The sequence below is a fragment of the Myxococcota bacterium genome (assembly GCA_040387835.1).
Classification (GTDB): Bacteria; Myxococcota; UBA727; order UBA727; family JABDBI01; genus JAZKCZ01.
The window spans coordinates 750,266-765,035 of record JAZKCZ010000002.1 but is presented as its reverse complement, the minus strand read 5'-3'; the positions used below and the strand labels follow the sequence as shown (position 1 = coordinate 765,035).

Below are 14,770 nucleotides of genomic sequence, written 5' to 3'. Positions count from 1 at the left end.
AATGAACCAATATTTGAAACCTGGCCGCATTATCGCGTGCATTTTATCTGTGACTTTGGTGTTCACTGTCTGGGGCTTGGTTTATGAGCCAGGCGGACTCGGCTCGAATATTTTACTCGGTTTGGCTGTGGCGATTATGATCGTTTACTACGGCACTAAGAATCTAGGCGCGTTTTTGGACGACCTGTTTTTTGAAGACGGTTCTCGCGAGAAAGCGTTCACCATGCGTCGGGCGCGCAATGAATTGAAATTGTATAGAGAGAAGCTTGCCAAAAGCTCTAAGAAACTCCGAGCAAATCGGCCGCAGCAATTGCTAGCGTTTGAAACTTCATTAAATGAGCTTGAACAGCATACGTTGAATCCTCGGCCTAATCTGAAGTTGGTGGAACACACCATGAAACAGGTTGATGTGAACGCTAAGGCGTTTTTGGGTAAAGTGCCTCGAAAAGGTTTAGTCGGTGGTTTTGAATCACTGGTGTTTGCTTTGCTTGGTGCTTTGGCTTTGAGAATCTTGATTGTTGAGCCGTTTCAGATTCCTTCAGGCTCGATGATTCCGACTTTGTTGGTGGGCGATCATTTGTTTGTATCCAAGCTGAGCTATGGGGTTATGAATCCGTTTTCCAGACAGCCGTCGTATTTGGTGCGATGGGCTTCGCCTAAGCCGGGGCAGGTCATGATTTTCGAAGCACCCGAGTATGTGCCGAGCAATGCAGGTGCAACTTGGATTAAGCGCGTTATCGCCGGACCAGGTCAGCGTGTTCAGGTTAAAGACAGCGTGGTTAATGTAGATGGTAAGCCGTATCAGCATGTTGAAAAAGATAAGCTGATTAAGTTCTACGACTATTATATGTCGCACAATGTTTGGCATGAGCTGTCGGCATTTGAAAATCGCGAAGAAGTGACGCCGAGTGTGACTCATGCCATCTATATGGCTGAGCTTGATGAGAAATGGCCAACGGCGGATCAGCGTGAACTGCCAGGTCTTACCTGCGATGAGAATTCATGCTTAGTCGCAGACGGCCATATCTTCGTTATGGGTGACAACCGTGGCGGCTCCGCAGACAGCCGCATGTGGGGTGCGCTGCCGATCGACAATGTCAAAGGCAGGGCGTTGTTCGTCTGGATGAGTGTGGATGGTAGGAAAGAGTGGTTTTCATTAGGACGGTTCTCGCTGCCGCAATTTAGATGGTCTAGATGGTTTGGGGAAATCCGCTAGCAGCGGCCTGAATGCGGCGGACGCTGGCTCGAGGTTGGGGGCAACGGAACGCTAGTACAACGCTTCGATCTGCTGTTGGTAGTTGCTGTTAATCACCTTGCGTTTGATTTTCATCGTTGGCGTTAACTCGCCACCTTCGATTGAGAAATCCTTGGCGAGAAAGTTGAAGCGTTTAATCTGCTCCACCGATGCCAGCTCGCGGTTGATTTTATCCACATGCCTTTGGATTTCGCTACAAATTGCAGGATGGGCAATAAGTTGCGTCAGGTTCATATCACCCAGATTATTTTCTTTGGCGAATTCCTGCAGTGCTTCCAAATTTGGGGTTAACAGAGCCGACAGATATTTGCGCTGATCACCAATCACCACCGCGAAGTTAACCAGCGGAATCTGCTTCAAACGCCCTTCAATGTTTTGCGGAGATATGTTCTTGCCGCCCGCAGTGATAAGGATGTCTTTTTTGCGGTCGGTTATATACAAATAGCCTTCGGTGTCGAAATGACCGATGTCGCCTGAATGCAGCCAGCCGTCCTTAAGGGCTTCATGGGTAGCGGCTTCGTCTTTGAAGTAGCCTTTAAAAACGTTGGGGCCTTTGAGGCAGATTTCGCCGTCTTTTTCGATTCGGACTTGAAGGCCCGGTAAAGGTTTGCCGACACTGCCTGTGCGGCTTGCATTTGGCGTATTGAAAGAAGTCGGCCCGCAGTCTTCGGACTGGCCGTAAACTTCATAAACGGGCAAATCAATGGTTTCGAAGAAAGCGATGATTTCTTTGGACAGTGGCGCAGCACCGCTGACGCAGGCTCTTACTTTACTAAAGCCCATAGCGGCTTTCATTTTACTGAATACGAGTTTGCGGGCGAGTCCCATTTTTGCGCCCAGGGCAGCTGAGATTGGGCGATTATGGTGCTGATTTAACCAGTAGCTCTTAGATGAGTTTCTTGAAAAGCTGAGCAGTTTCGATTTAATGCCTTTGGTCTGCGACATCTTCGATTGGATTTTTTCGCAGAACTTTTCGTAAACGCGCGGTACGCCAAAAAATAACGTTGGTTCGACCTCTTTCAAGTTGCCCTGAAGGTTTTCGAAAGATTCGGCAAAATAAAGGTTCATGCCGGTGTATACGGGCGCGTATAACGAGAACATTTGTTCTGCGATATGAGCCAGCGGTAGGTACGAGAGCATGCGGTCAGCGTCTGTCATGCTGAACAGTTTGACGCAGGTGGATACGGTCCAGCTGATGGCGCGGTGAGACAGCATGACGGCTTTGGCAGGTCCCGTTGTGCCGGATGTGTAGATTAAGCTAGCCACACCTTCGGAGCGCACGCGGCTGCGGCGGTCGTTGAAACACTTGGGTGAGAGGCCGGCGCCTCGTTCGCAGACGCTGGCGAAGGTGATGACCTGTTCGTTGTTTTCAATATCATCAGGCTCGATCAAGATGACTTTGCGAAGCGCAGGCAGTTTGTGCAAAATTGGTTTGATTTGTTCTCGGAAGCGCTTGCCGTTTTCGACCACCACAAACGGTGCTTCTGAGTGACCCAAAATATAAGCGATTTCATCAGGCGAGCAGGAGTTGTAGATCCCGGCGCAAATACCGTGGCTCGCTTGTGCAGCCAAGGCAGCGATCAGCCATTCGGCTCGATTATAGCTTAAGATGGCCAAGGGATCGCCTTCTCTAAAGCCTAGCGAGATCAGGCCCTTGGCAAACGATTCCACCTGCTGTCCGATTTGTCCCCAGGTTTTGGCGGTATAGGTGCCGTTCACTTTGCTGAAATAGGCGGGTTTTTCCGAGCAGGTTCTGACGCGCGTAAAGAAGCGTTCGACGCAAGTATCGTTAGTCATGGAATTAGGTATCGGCAAGAATAGAAATTTGGTGCAGGTTTGCTCAGATGAATATTCTTTGGCGGTGCTTTCAAACTTTCTTTGTGTCGATGTCATTGTTTGGATATCCGAAGACTGAACAAACAAATCACTTCGATATTTACCATGGCGTTCAAATTTTTGATTCGTACCGCTGGCTTGAGGATGAACACTCGGCTCAGACCAAAGCTTGGATCAAAGCGGAGAACGATTACACGCAGGAATATTTAAAGCGGATTCCAGAACGAGGCGAAATTAGGGCTCGGCTGGTTAAGCTGTCGGATTACGTTCGATATGGCGTGCCATTTAAGCAAGCAGGCAGATATTTCTTTAGGCAAAAAAGCGGAGCTCAAAACCAGGGTGTGGTTTCTTTCTCGAATGCACTGCACGGCAAACAACGCGTACTGCTGGATCCCAATTTGCTTTCCGCAGAGGGCACGATTGCCTTGGATGCCTATGAAGTCAGCCCAGATGGCAAATGGTTTGCTTATGGCTTGTCCAAAAATGGGTCTGATTGGCAAGATTGGCGTATCAGGCAAATTGGTACGCGGCGGGATCTGCCGGATCAACTCTCCTGGATTAAATTTAGCGGCGTGGCTTGGGCTGGGGACTCAAAAGGTCTTTTTTATGTGCGTTATGCGCAGACGGACGCCAAAGAGAAATTGACTGCTGCCAACTATTTTAGCCAGATTTTTTATCATCGTAGAGATACGAAGCAGTCGGCTGATAAGCTGATATTCGAGCCTGAACAGAAAGATTGGAGCCTATTTCCGAAGGTAACCGATGATGGGCGTTATTTGGTCATTGGAATTACACGCGGCGATGACACCAAAAACCGCGTTTACTATTTGGATCTTAAAAATCCAGCCGCTAAGTTGGTTAAATTGATCGATTGGTTTGAAGCCGATTATACTTTTATTGCCAGCAAGGGTTCGATCTTCTGGTTTAAAACCACGCAAGATGCTCCTAGAGGTCGCCTGATTGCCGTTGATATCAATAAGCCAGCTGCGCCTGCTAAAGAAGTAATCGCTCAGGCCGCTAACGCCATTGACCAAATCACGTTGGTTAATAACCAATTTGTTGTTCATTACTTCCAGGATGCTGCTAGCCAGGTGAAGATTTTTTCCACAACAGGCCAACTAGTGAGGCAACTTGATATTCCCGCATTCAGCACCGTTGTCGGTTTCACGGGTGAATCGTCGGCCAAGGAAACTTTCTATTTAACAACTAGTTTTACCACGGCACCCAGTGTTTATCACCTCGATATGAAAAACGGGAAGAGCACGCTGTTTGTAGCACCAAAGGTTGATTATCAGCCAAGTGATTTCGAAACCAAACAGGTGTTTTACAGTAGCAAAGACGGCACCAAGATTCCCATGTTTTTGAGCTACAAACGTGGCTTAGAGTTGAACGGCCAAAATCCAACGCTTCTTTACGGCTACGGCGGCTTTAATATTTCGATCCCACCAAGCTTTTCGCCTAAACGAATCTTGTGGATGCAAATGGGTGGTGTCTATGCTTCTGCGAATTTACGCGGCGGTAGCGAATATGGCGAACAGTGGCATCAAACAGGCACAAAGCTAAAAAAGCAAAACGTCTTCGATGATTTTATCGCCGCTGCCGAATGGCTGATTGAAAACAAATATACTTCTCCAGCAAAACTAGCGATTTCTGGTGCCAGCAACGGCGGCTTGCTTGTGGCAGCCTGCGAGATCCAGCGGCCAGATCTTTTTGGTGCAACGCTACCCGCTGTCGGTGTCATGGATATGCTCAGGTTTCAAAAGTTCACAACCGGTTGGGCTTGGACTAACGATTATGGATCGTCCGATGATCCGGAAGAGTTTAAGGCTCTTTTGGCCTACTCACCGCTGCATAACTTAAACGAAGGGGTGAGCTACCCGGCAACGTTGATCACCACAGGCGATCATGATGACCGCGTGGTGCCAGCGCACAGCTTCAAGTTCGCCGCGCGGATGCAAGAAGTGCAGACAGGTGACAAACCGATCTTGATCCGCATCGATACCAATGCCGGCCATGGCGCGGGCAAACCGTCCAGCAAGGTGATCGATGAAGACACCGACGTACTGGCATTCCTACTCCTTGAGCTAAACGTCATTGCGAGGAGCGTAACGACGCGGCAATTCATCCCCGATTGAGTAGCTAGATTGCCGCGTCGCTACGCTCCTCGCAATGACGCTGTTATTTACATTTCGCTACATATAAGATTCACCATGGCAAAATTGCAAACCAACTCTTTCGCATATTATATAGTCGAAGATTTGCTCGCTCCTCTAGGCATAAACGGTAAACGAATGTTTGGAGGTGTAGGTTTATACGCCGGTCAAACATTCTTTGGTTTGATAGGTAACGAAAGCTTTATTTTAAAGTCGATGAGAATACCCAGCGAAAGTACATTGATGCAGGCATGGGCCCATTTCAACCCAACAGCAAGCAGGTGCTTCGGTCTTATTATCAGGTTCCGGCACACTTATTAGATGATGGTGAGGAATTAATGCGCTGGGCAAAAGAAGCGATTCTTGTAGCGCGCAATAAATCCAAGTGAACACCCCTCTGTCACCCCGGCCCCCGCGCCGGGGCCCAGAGTCATGCATGGTGCGGGATCCCGGGTCTGCGCTCGGGATGACAAAATGGTCTTGTATTACGGTTATTGTAACCATTGTTATGCTATGGTATAATCTAACTGAGGTCATCAAATGCAAAAAAATCTAACCGCTATAGGTGGAAGCTTAGGTCTTATCATCGATAAACCAATCGCTGAGTTATACGGGTTAGATCGCAATACCCAGGTTGAGGTAACTCCGAAGGAAGATGGTCTCAGTATTCGTTTTCTGAAGGAGAAAAAAGACCGCCAGGCCTCAGATGAAGAAGTTTTGCTGGCCGCTCATAGCGTCAATGAACGATATCGCAAAATGATGAAGAACTTGGCAAAATGACCATAGAGCCGAAGTTCTTAACATTAGATCAAGTTCTCGTTTTGCATCAAATGCAGATAGAATTATTTGGTGGAATTGGTGGGGTGAAAGATGAAGGTCTTCTTAGATCTGCATTGGCTCAACCTGAATCCGGGTTTAATGGAGTTTATTTTCATGAAGAATTATATGACATGGCGTCTGCCTATCTTTTTCATTTAGTGAAAAATCATGCTTTTATTGATGGAAACAAACGCATTGCGGCTATTACCGCTGCGGTTTTTTTGGAAGTGAATGGTTTGACGGTGATAGCTGATGAGAAAGAATTTGAGAAGATTGTGATGGATGCCGCTCAAAGTCTTCTGACCAAGAAACAAATTGCTGACTTTTTTCGAAAAAACGCGAGTATTATTTCTTAACTGTCACCCCGGCCCCCGCGCCCGGGATGACTGTGGGTTACGCGTACAGGTTATGTTTTTGAATATAAGCCCTGACTTTAAGGTCTAGGTGGCTGAAGTCTTGTTGTTTGACGGCTTGGCGAATTTGTGTGCTTTGCGCGCCAGGGAGCAAGGCTTTGCGGTCGAATATGTTTAGTTTGGCCAGCTTACGGATGTCATCGGCGCCTTCCCAGGTGTCGAAGTGGTCCATTAGATCGCTGCCCATGACTAAGGATAGGTTTAAATCGGGTCTTAGCTTAGATATTTCTTCCAGCGTTGCGATCGTAAAATTGGGTGTTGGCAGTTTCTGTTCAATATCCACGATGTGGACGTTTTTGAGTTGCGAGAAGGCCTGTTCACACATGTAAATGCGGTGCTCAAAAGATGTGAGCGGCTTTTGAAAAGCATGCGCGGCGCAGGGCATGACCCATACTTCGTCGATGGGCGTCGTTGCCAATGCGCTGAGAGCCAGCAGGGTATGCCCCAGGTGAGGCGGATCGAAGCTTCCACCTAGGATGCCTACTTTGGCATTAAGTGGGGAGTTTGGTAGCATAGGCTCTGATGTCATGAAGTGAGGGAGATTCGTATAGGCACTCGCCGTTTTTGAAAATAGGTATCAGTTGATTGCCTTGCATAGGCAGGAGTCCTGGCAGGCTAGATTTGAATTCATCGTCTGAAGTTTTGTGACAATCGCGCCAGCTGCCGTCATTGTTTTGAATAGATGCGAGTTTGCAAACACCCGTGAGTGCTGGTTCTTCGTAAGCAGTCACCAGACGAGTACCGACGCCCCAGACATCGATGGGGGCTTTTTTCTGCTTCAGTGCGCGAATTTTGTATTCGTCTAAATCGCCGCTGGCGATGATTTGAGTTTGTTTTAGACCTGCTTGGTCTAATAGGTGCCTGGCTTCGAAGCTTAAGGTGCCTAGATCGCCGGAGTCTAGCCGGATGGCTTTCAATTTTCTGCCTAGAGAAATGGCGTTTTTAACGCCATTTACGGTGTCATAGGTGTCAACGGTCACGATGCAGGCGTCTGGGAAAACCTCTAGATAGGCATCAAAGGCTTCAGGTTCAGATTGAAACGCCATAACCCAAGCATGTGACATAGTGCCTTTAATGGGAATGCCGAATGCTTTGCCTGCGGCCACGTTTGAAGTTCCTGCGCAGCCGCCAATATAGGAAGCTCTTGAGGCCGATAATGCGCCGTCGAAACCTTGTGCGCGTCTGAGGCCGAACTCGATCACAGGATCATCGCCTGCCGCCTTGCAGACCCAGGCAGCTTTGGTGGCAATCAAGGTTTGGAAGTTTATGATGTTGAGCAAAGGCGTTTCTAGGATTTGGCATTCTAGGATGGGCGCGGTGATTTGCAGCATGGGCTCTTTGGAGTTCACCCACGAGCCTTCACGCACGGCTTTGACATCACCGGTAAATTTGATCGTAGACAGATAGGTCAAAAAACCTTCTTCGAATATTTGGAGAGTTCTGAGGTAATCGAGATCGTCAGCGCTAAATTTGAAATTGTTTAGATGGTCGATTGCGCTCCCAAGGCCGCAAGCCATGGCATGGGTGCCGCCGAAGGGCGGTTTTCGATAGTAGAGCTGAAAGCTGGCTAGCTGTTTCGCGTTACCGCGTTTCCAGTGAGCATAGGCCATCGTCAGTTGGTAGAAATCGGTGTTCATAATCTCAGCTCACATATTACGTCGGTAAGCGCCACCGACTTGATACAACGCTCTGGTAATATCTCCCAGAGTGCAACGGCTGCAGTTTTCTACCAGTTGTTCAAACAAATTGGCGCCTGAAAGCGCGGCTTGCTGAATTTTTTGCAAGGCGGCTTCTCGTTCGGGTGCAAAATGTTCGTGATACCAACGAACTTGGTCGACTTGGGTTTTCTTCTCGGAATCGCTGGAGCGGATGAGCTCTTGTTTGGCGTGGTTGGCCTTTTCGCGCCCGAGGAAAGTATTAACGCCTATGATTGGCAGCTCGCCGGAGTGCTTTTTATGCTCGTAATCCAGACTTTCTTCTTGGATTTTACTGCGCTGATACATCGTTTCCATCGCGCCCAAAACACCACCGCGATGATCGAGGGCATCAAAAGCTTGTAAAACGGCCTCTTCTACTTGGTCGGTTAGTTCTTCGATGAAGAAGCTGCCTTGAAGTGAATTTTCGTTTTTAGTAAGTCCGAGTTCTCGATTAATAATTAACTGGATGGCCAAAGCCCTGCGCACCGATTCCTCGGTCGGAGTGGTGATAGCTTCATCATAGGCGTTGGTATGCAGTGAATTGCAGTTGTCATTGATGGCATATAGCGCCTGCAAGGTGGTACGAATGTCATTGAAGGCGATCTCTTGCGCATGCAAGGAGCGGCCGGAAGTTTGAATGTGGTATTTGAGCTTTTGGCTGCGCTCGTCTGCGCCGTAAACCTCTTTCATGGCAATGGCCCAGATGCGCCTGGCGACGCGCCCGATGACGGCGTATTCGGGATCGAGGCCGTTGGAGAAGAAGAAGCTTAAGTTTGGAGCGAAGTCGTTAATGTTAAGGCCGCGAGCTCGATAGTATTCGACCAAAGTAAAGCCGTTAGCTAGGGTGAATGCCAATTGGGTAATCGGATTGGCACCTGCCTCGGCAATATGATAGCCGCTGATGCTGACGCTGTAAAAGTTGCGAATCTTATTTTCGGTGAAATAGGCTTGAACATCGCCCATCATGCGCATTGCGAACTCGGTTGAGAAGATGCAGGTGTTTTGGGCTTGGTCTTCTTTTAAGATATCTGCCTGAACCGTGCCGCGAATGTTTTGCAGGACTTCTTGCTTTATGCGCTGATAGAAATCAGGATCGAGGACTTCTTTGGCGGAGAGTCCCAAAAAACCTAAGCCGGTGCCGTCATGGCCTGCGGGCAGTTCGTCTGAACGATATGAGGGCTGGTTGATACCGCGGCTGGCAAACCAGGCGGTGATTTTTGTCTGGGTATCGGGCCATTTGCCTTCTTGCTTTAATTTACGTTCACATGCTGCGTCTATGGCGGCGTTTAAGAAAAAGGCCAAAATGGTAGGTGCTGGGCCGTTGATGGTCATCGAGACCGACGTTGTTGGCGAGGCTAAATCGAAGCCTGAATAGAGGCGCTTGGCGTCATCCAATGTGCAAACAGAAACACCGGCATTGCCTATTTTTCCGAAAATATCGGGTCTTAAATCGGCATCTTCGCCGTAGAGTGTGACCGAATCAAAAGCCGTGGACAACCTATGAGCTGGTTGTTCGCCGCAGAGGTAATGAAAACGTTTGTTGGTTCTTTCGGCGATGCCTTCGCCGGCAAATAAACGCGCTGGGTCTTCGTTTTGGCGTTTGAAAGGAAACACGCCGGCGGTGAAGGGAAAATAGCCTGGCAAGTTTTCTCGGCGGATAAATCTGAAACGATCCATGGCGCTTTTGAGATTGGGCACGGATACTTTTGCGATCGGTAGTTGGCTTAAGGAGAGGGTGTGGTTGGTGACTGGGACCTTTCGTCCTCGAATTTCATAAGTTTGCGTTTCTTGTTGGTATTCTTTCGCTCTGGCGTCAAAATCGTTTAATGCTTTTGCCACTTCGGGGCGCTGTGTTTGTTCGCTGAGTAGTTCAGTTTGCGCGTGGTAAGAGCGCACTGTTGTGGCGATCTCGCCTAGGTAGTGTGCTCGAGCGATTGGGATGAGGTTGTGATTTTCAGGCTCGCCTTCGGTGAGATGCGTTCCGAAAAGCGCGTTGAATAGTCGGTTGGTGCCAGGGTCGTTGAAATGGTGCGCGCAGGTTCCGAATACGGGCATGTGCTCGGGTTTGTCTTCAAAGCGCGAGCGGTTGCGTTGGTATGCTTTTCGGACGTCTCTTATGGCGTCTAGGGCGCCGCGTTTATCGAATTTATTGATGACGACGAAATCCGCAAAATCGAGCATGTCGATTTTTTCGAGTTGGGAGGGCGCCCCGAATTCAGGCGTCATGACGTAGATGGATCGGTCTACCAGCTCGATAATTTCGCTGTCGCTTTGGCCGATGCCTGCGGTTTCAAGAATGACTAGATTGAAATCGCCGCAAGTTGCCAGGTAATCAAGCACAGGCTTGGCGGCTGCATGTGTACTGAGATTGGCGCGCCGAGTGGCCATGGAGCGAACGAATATACGCTCGTTGGCAGCAGAGTTCATGCGGATGCGATCGCCCAGCAGGGCGCCACCGGTGCGCTTTTTGGTGGGGTCGATGCTGAGGACGGCCACTTGGTGGCCTGGAAACTCGCGCAGATAGCGCAGTAAGATTTCGTCGATTAATGAGCTTTTGCCTGCGCCGCCTGTGCCGGTGATGCCTAGCGTTGGGGCGCCTTTGGCTTGTGAAGCGGGCGCTGCGTTGCCGTTTTCAATGCCCGTGATGGTTTGAGCGATTTGTGCAGGGCGGTAGGTTTTGGATTGATGCGTGGTGATAGGCTTACAGACATCCAGCATCCATCGAATCATGCCGACGAGCCCAAGTTTGAGGCCGTCGTCTGGGGAAAATATTTTTGATACGCCGCGCTGATGCAAGAGTTCAATTTCTTCAGGCGAAATAACGCCGCCGCCGCCGCCAAAAACTTTGATGTGCTCGGCATCGTATTTTTTGAGCAATTCGAGCAAATAGGTGAAATACTCAATGTGACCGCCTTGGTAACTGGAAATGGCGATCCCTTGAGCATCTTCTTGAATGGCAGCTCTGACAACTTCTTCAGCGCTTCGATTGTGACCCAGGTGAATAACTTCAGCACCTTCGCTTTGCAGAATTCGACGCATGATGTGGATGGCAGCATCATGGCCGTCGAATAATGACGTCGCGGTCACAAATCGAATGGGGATCACAGATTATCCAAGTACTTGGCTCTTTTCTTACGAATGGTAGCAACTAGTTTTTGTACGGTCACGATATCGCCTGAATACACGCGGTCGACGATTTTGGAATCGGCCAAAAGATGGAGTGCTTCATCGATAGCGCCAGCGGATGAGGCGGATTCTTTGTTTGGAAAAAGCGCTTCCCAAACTTCGTGACTGCCCAGAGGCTCCATGTGGGATTCCATGAAGCGGTTAAAGTCCGAGCCGGGCCTTAAATCGATTCTTTGACTGGTAGCGTAGCGTTGAATGCGATACTGCGTGTAATAGAGCTCACACAGGCTATAGGCGGCTTCTTGGCGCCAATCGAGCTCCATGCTCTTAGGCGTATTTTTTTGCGTCACCGCTTCGGTTTCGATCAGTTTTTTCCAGTCAATCATTGTTTAAGTCCTAACACGTCTTGCATTGTATATAAACCAGGCTTTTGCTCACTTAAAAATCTTGAGGCTAAGATAGCACCTTCGGCAAACACTTTTCTATCGGTGACTTCGTGCCTCAAGGCAATGCTTTCGTGGGCGCCGGTGAAGACGATCTCATGGATGCCGACGGCATCTTCGACGCGGTAGCTGCTGATGTCGCAAGGACGGCCTGCAGCTTGCTGTAGGGTTAACGCAGTGCCGCTGGGCGCATCTTTTTTATGCTTATGATGAACGTCGTTTATAGCGATTGGGAAATGCGCGAGCGTTGTTGAAGCGATTTTCATTAACTCAAAAAGCAAATTTGCGCCGAGAGAGGTGTTTGATGCCCACAGGACTGGTATTTTTTGAGCTACTTCTTCCATCATTTGGAAGTGGTCAGGACTTAGGCCAGTAGTGCCGACCATGTAGGGGCAACTTAGCTCTAAAGCCGTTTTGATGTGCGTTTCAAAAGCGTCTGATGACGTAAAATCGATGATGGCGCAACCTTGGGTGGGTTGTTTTGATACTTCGATATCTGCATGGGTTTCTGCCAGTTCTGAAATGGCAAGACTCATGCGGCCTTTGGTTCCAAAAATAAATAATTTCATTACTTTAACCCTGTAAGACGGAGCTAGGGTGAAATCAAGGCTTGACTTCATCCTCTAGCTCTGATTGATAAGAAGACTGGTATTCCGCGGTAGCTCAGTTGGTAGAGCAGGTGACTGTTAATCACCGGGTCGGCGGTTCGAGTCCGTTCCGCGGAGCCATTTTCCTTGGCGCGTTCTTCGTGTGGTTGTTACATATGCGTAACAACAGCGGAGGTGCCTTATGAATCGCTCGTTTATTAATGGTTTACTGGGTTTCGCAGTCTTTTTAGGCTACTCGGTCGACCAAATTGCGTTTCCGGTCGCTTCTAAATGCGTATCGGTTCAGCCTAATGGCCAGCAATATAGCTTCAAAACCGCGAATAAAGCTGTGCTCGCGTCCAAAACGGAGGCAGGAACCTATGCCGTTCATGTCAGCGGTGGCGAATTACGCCCAATGTTTGTTAACATACCTATAAATGCTTCGGCTTATTGTGAGCCGGCCGAGTAAGGTTTTGCTATGAGGATATTTCATTTAGTCATTTTTGCTGCGAGTTTTATAGGAGCATCAGCTCTGATGGCTAATAATGAATGGATGGCTGAAGGGATCATCGCCAGATCCTGGGGCGATCCCCAAGTGGTTAATTCAGCCCAATTTTATTGCGAAAATCTGATCGCCAGGGGGCATTACGATTGGCATCTGCCCAGGGTGGGTGAGCTCAAAGAATTGCCTCGTTTAAAACTGCAAACGGCAGGTTCTCTCTTTTGGTCGAATGACCCAGAGCCTTTGGTTGGGCAGCGAAAAGCCAAAAGAGCGTACGCCTTCGATCTAGTTACCGGACAGCCTCTATTGGCTGATATCAACTTCAAACTCTGGGTAATCTGCGTTCGCGAAACGGATTAAAGGCTTATTACGACACCGGGGTTAGTTTTAGGGCCATTAAGACGGCGCCAGCGCTTTTGGCCATGCCCATCCAGCCTACCACTTCGCCGTAGGGGACTTCGTCTTCAGCCGACACGAATAGCTTTTTATCGCTTCTGGTGGCGAAGGTTTCTTTCAGTGTTTGCGTGAAATCTTTGTGCTGGATCTCTTTTTGGTTCAATCTAGCGCTGCCATCCGCAAATAACTCTAAGACCATTTGATCGTTCGCGATCACTTGACTGTCGTCTAGTTGCGCCGGTTTGGGTATGGCGTTGGCTAAGTAAGTCGAATCGCCTGGGCTTACCACCATGAAGATGATGAGAAGGACCAGCACGACGTCTACCAATGGCGTGATGTTGATTTCAGCTTTCGCCGCGCCTTTTTTGCCACCTACGTTTGCGCCCATATTCTATGACTCCTCAGGGGTGATGGTGCTGACCAGGCCGGCTTGGGAGACGCCTTGATCTCTTAGTGTGCCTAAAAGTTCGCGGATTTTGACGAATTGCAGCGCTTTATCTGCGGAGAGATAAACGGCTCTGCCGGGATTTTTAGACAGCTCTTTGGTGATGGTTTCAGCGACTTGGTCTAACGGAACGATGTTATCGCCGATCTTGATCTCGCCGGATTTTTTCATGACGATTTTGACATCGTCTAATCTGCCGTTTACCCTTTCCGGATTAGCAGCGAAGGGTAATTCCAAGCCATCATTGATCATGGGCGTAACGACCATGAAGATGATGAGCAACACCAGCACCACATCAACCAAGGGCGTGATGTTGATGCTGGCGTCTGCGCCTGAGCTCTTAAAGCTTTTGAGGCGGTTCGTTCTAGACGCCGTGTTGAGCATTTCGAGCCTGCGCAGGATTGGACCGTTCATTTGCTTATGCCTTTCTGTTGTCTAAAACGACTGCTTCGACCATTTCTGATGCCACTTCGTCCATATCCACAACCAACTTGTCGGCAAGGCCAGTGAAGTAGTTGTAGAGCGCGACAGATGGTATCGCTACCAGAAGTCCGAACGCGGTAACAACCAAGGCTTCTGAAATCCCTGCACTGACAGTGGCTAGACCTCCGGATCCTGTTTGGGACATGGAGTGAAACGCGTTGATAATTCCAAGCACGGTGCCGAATAAGCCGACGAAAGGCGCTGTGGAGGCAATGGTGGCCAGGCCGCCTAGACCCTTTTTGAGGACGTTGGTTTGTCTTTCAATGGCTCGCTCTACGGCTCGGTTGATCCCAACGACTAAATCTAAGGCTTCGATCTGATTTGATTTTTTGAGAAATGCTTCAGAGGCAGCGTCAACGACTGGGGACAGTGAGCTGTCTTGATGTGTCTTCGCGAGCTCTCTAGTTGAGTTGAGCGAAGCAGCGCCATCCCTTTGGAGCAGTTCTCGAAGTCTGGTGACCAAGAGATTATCGGACTTCTTGCCCTTATTGAAAAATCGCCATCGCTCAAAGCTGACGCCGACCACATAGATAGACATAAACAGTAGCACGAATACGACGAGCCGGGCTGACATGCCCATCGCATGCCACATATCAATGATATTAAGTTCCATTT

15 protein-coding genes and 1 tRNA gene are annotated in these 14,770 nt (G+C 49.0%); 7 read left to right on the top strand and 9 right to left on the bottom strand.

Annotation, left to right across the window (positions count from 1 at the left end; genetic code table 11):
* Position 1 precedes the first annotated feature (1 nt).
* The gene (gene lepB / locus V4534_06375) at positions 2–1,216 is read left to right on the top strand and encodes a signal peptidase I (GenBank protein ID MES2504489.1); all 1,215 of its coding nucleotides are present in this window, start codon (positions 2–4) and stop codon (positions 1,214–1,216) included.
* Between the two features lie 51 nt (positions 1,217–1,267).
* Here the strand turns inward: lepB and V4534_06370 are convergent, their stop codons facing one another.
* Complete coding sequence (locus tag V4534_06370) at positions 1,268–3,148, bottom strand: long-chain fatty acid--CoA ligase (protein ID MES2504488.1); 1,881 nt, start codon at positions 3,146–3,148, stop codon at positions 1,268–1,270.
* Between V4534_06370 and V4534_06365 the strand changes: the two genes are divergently transcribed.
* From V4534_06365 to V4534_06355, 3 genes are all read left to right on the top strand, one after another.
* The gene (locus V4534_06365; protein MES2504487.1) at positions 3,100–5,226 is read left to right on the top strand and encodes a prolyl oligopeptidase family serine peptidase; all 2,127 of its coding nucleotides are present in this window, start codon (positions 3,100–3,102) and stop codon (positions 5,224–5,226) included. The genes V4534_06370 and V4534_06365 overlap by 49 nt on opposite strands.
* A gap of 558 nt (positions 5,227–5,784) precedes the next feature.
* Positions 5,785–6,024 carry a hypothetical protein gene (locus tag V4534_06360; protein MES2504486.1) on the top strand — a complete coding sequence of 80 codons (240 nt, stop codon included), beginning with the start codon at positions 5,785–5,787 and terminating at the stop codon, positions 6,022–6,024.
* Positions 6,021–6,419, top strand: a complete 399-nt coding sequence (locus V4534_06355) for a type II toxin-antitoxin system death-on-curing family toxin (protein MES2504485.1) — start codon at positions 6,021–6,023, stop codon at positions 6,417–6,419. The genes V4534_06360 and V4534_06355 overlap by 4 nt, the downstream gene beginning before the upstream one ends.
* A 37-nt stretch (positions 6,420–6,456) precedes the next feature.
* On the opposite strand, the gene V4534_06350 is transcribed toward V4534_06355, so the two are convergent.
* The 5 genes from V4534_06350 to V4534_06330 are packed head-to-tail and all read right to left on the bottom strand — an operon-like array spanning position 6,457 to position 12,311.
* Complete coding sequence (locus V4534_06350; protein ID MES2504484.1) at positions 6,457–6,990, bottom strand: nicotinate-nicotinamide nucleotide adenylyltransferase; 534 nt, start codon at positions 6,988–6,990, stop codon at positions 6,457–6,459.
* Positions 6,968–8,113, bottom strand: coding sequence for a nicotinate phosphoribosyltransferase (gene pncB / locus V4534_06345; GenBank protein ID MES2504483.1), 1,146 nt, complete (start codon positions 8,111–8,113; stop codon positions 6,968–6,970). Before pncB ends, V4534_06350 begins: the two co-directional genes overlap by 23 nt.
* A gap of 9 nt (positions 8,114–8,122) precedes the next feature.
* The gene (locus tag V4534_06340; protein ID MES2504482.1) at positions 8,123–11,278 is read right to left on the bottom strand and encodes a methylmalonyl-CoA mutase family protein; all 3,156 of its coding nucleotides are present in this window, start codon (positions 11,276–11,278) and stop codon (positions 8,123–8,125) included.
* A complete protein-coding gene (locus V4534_06335) occupies positions 11,275–11,685 on the bottom strand; it encodes a hypothetical protein (protein MES2504481.1) in 411 nt (136 codons plus the stop codon). The genes V4534_06340 and V4534_06335 overlap by 4 nt, the downstream gene beginning before the upstream one ends.
* The gene (locus V4534_06330; GenBank protein MES2504480.1) at positions 11,682–12,311 is read right to left on the bottom strand and encodes a dihydrodipicolinate reductase C-terminal domain-containing protein; all 630 of its coding nucleotides are present in this window, start codon (positions 12,309–12,311) and stop codon (positions 11,682–11,684) included. The genes V4534_06335 and V4534_06330 overlap by 4 nt, the downstream gene beginning before the upstream one ends.
* Before the next feature lie 83 nt (positions 12,312–12,394).
* Here V4534_06330 and V4534_06325 point away from each other — a divergent pair.
* The 3 genes from V4534_06325 to V4534_06315 all read left to right on the top strand — a co-directional run bounded on the left by V4534_06325 (position 12,395) and on the right by V4534_06315 (position 13,191).
* Positions 12,395–12,470 (top strand) — tRNA-Asn (locus tag V4534_06325).
* A 61-nt stretch (positions 12,471–12,531) separates the two neighbouring features.
* Positions 12,532–12,798, top strand: coding sequence for a hypothetical protein (locus V4534_06320; GenBank protein ID MES2504479.1), 267 nt, complete (start codon positions 12,532–12,534; stop codon positions 12,796–12,798).
* 66 nt (positions 12,799–12,864) lie between these two features.
* Positions 12,865–13,191 (top strand): hypothetical protein, encoded by a 327-nt coding sequence (locus V4534_06315; protein MES2504478.1) that lies wholly within the window; start codon positions 12,865–12,867, stop codon positions 13,189–13,191.
* Positions 13,192–13,198: 7 nt separating this feature from the next.
* Here V4534_06315 and V4534_06310 read toward each other — a convergent pair whose 3' ends face one another.
* The 3 genes from V4534_06310 to V4534_06300 are packed head-to-tail and all read right to left on the bottom strand — an operon-like array spanning position 13,199 to position 14,768.
* A complete protein-coding gene (locus V4534_06310) occupies positions 13,199–13,615 on the bottom strand; it encodes a biopolymer transporter ExbD (protein MES2504477.1) in 417 nt (138 codons plus the stop codon).
* A gap of 3 nt (positions 13,616–13,618) precedes the next feature.
* Complete coding sequence (locus V4534_06305) at positions 13,619–14,086, bottom strand: biopolymer transporter ExbD (protein MES2504476.1); 468 nt, start codon at positions 14,084–14,086, stop codon at positions 13,619–13,621.
* 4 nt (positions 14,087–14,090) lie between these two features.
* Complete coding sequence (locus tag V4534_06300) at positions 14,091–14,768, bottom strand: MotA/TolQ/ExbB proton channel family protein (protein ID MES2504475.1); 678 nt, start codon at positions 14,766–14,768, stop codon at positions 14,091–14,093.
* Positions 14,769–14,770 lie beyond the last annotated feature (2 nt).

Bases quoted from the DNA above. Each gene is read 5' to 3' on its own strand.
- lepB (MES2504489.1), top strand. From the start codon at position 2: ATGAACCAATATTTGAAACCTGGCCGCATTATCGCGTGCATTTTATCT.
- V4534_06365 (MES2504487.1), top strand. From the start codon at position 3,100: ATGAATATTCTTTGGCGGTGCTTTCAAACTTTCTTTGTGTCGATGTCA.
- V4534_06370 (MES2504488.1), bottom strand. From the start codon at position 3,148: ATGACATCGACACAAAGAAAGTTTGAAAGCACCGCCAAAGAATATTCA.
- V4534_06360 (MES2504486.1), top strand. From the start codon at position 5,785: ATGCAAAAAAATCTAACCGCTATAGGTGGAAGCTTAGGTCTTATCATC.
- V4534_06355 (MES2504485.1), top strand. From the start codon at position 6,021: ATGACCATAGAGCCGAAGTTCTTAACATTAGATCAAGTTCTCGTTTTG.
- V4534_06350 (MES2504484.1), bottom strand. From the start codon at position 6,990: ATGCTACCAAACTCCCCACTTAATGCCAAAGTAGGCATCCTAGGTGGA.
- pncB (MES2504483.1), bottom strand. From the start codon at position 8,113: ATGAACACCGATTTCTACCAACTGACGATGGCCTATGCTCACTGGAAA.
- V4534_06335 (MES2504481.1), bottom strand. From the start codon at position 11,685: ATGATTGACTGGAAAAAACTGATCGAAACCGAAGCGGTGACGCAAAAA.
- V4534_06330 (MES2504480.1), bottom strand. From the start codon at position 12,311: ATGAAATTATTTATTTTTGGAACCAAAGGCCGCATGAGTCTTGCCATT.
- V4534_06320 (MES2504479.1), top strand. From the start codon at position 12,532: ATGAATCGCTCGTTTATTAATGGTTTACTGGGTTTCGCAGTCTTTTTA.
- V4534_06315 (MES2504478.1), top strand. From the start codon at position 12,865: ATGGCTAATAATGAATGGATGGCTGAAGGGATCATCGCCAGATCCTGG.
- V4534_06310 (MES2504477.1), bottom strand. From the start codon at position 13,615: ATGGGCGCAAACGTAGGTGGCAAAAAAGGCGCGGCGAAAGCTGAAATC.
- V4534_06305 (MES2504476.1), bottom strand. From the start codon at position 14,086: ATGAACGGTCCAATCCTGCGCAGGCTCGAAATGCTCAACACGGCGTCT.
- V4534_06300 (MES2504475.1), bottom strand. From the start codon at position 14,768: ATGGAACTTAATATCATTGATATGTGGCATGCGATGGGCATGTCAGCC.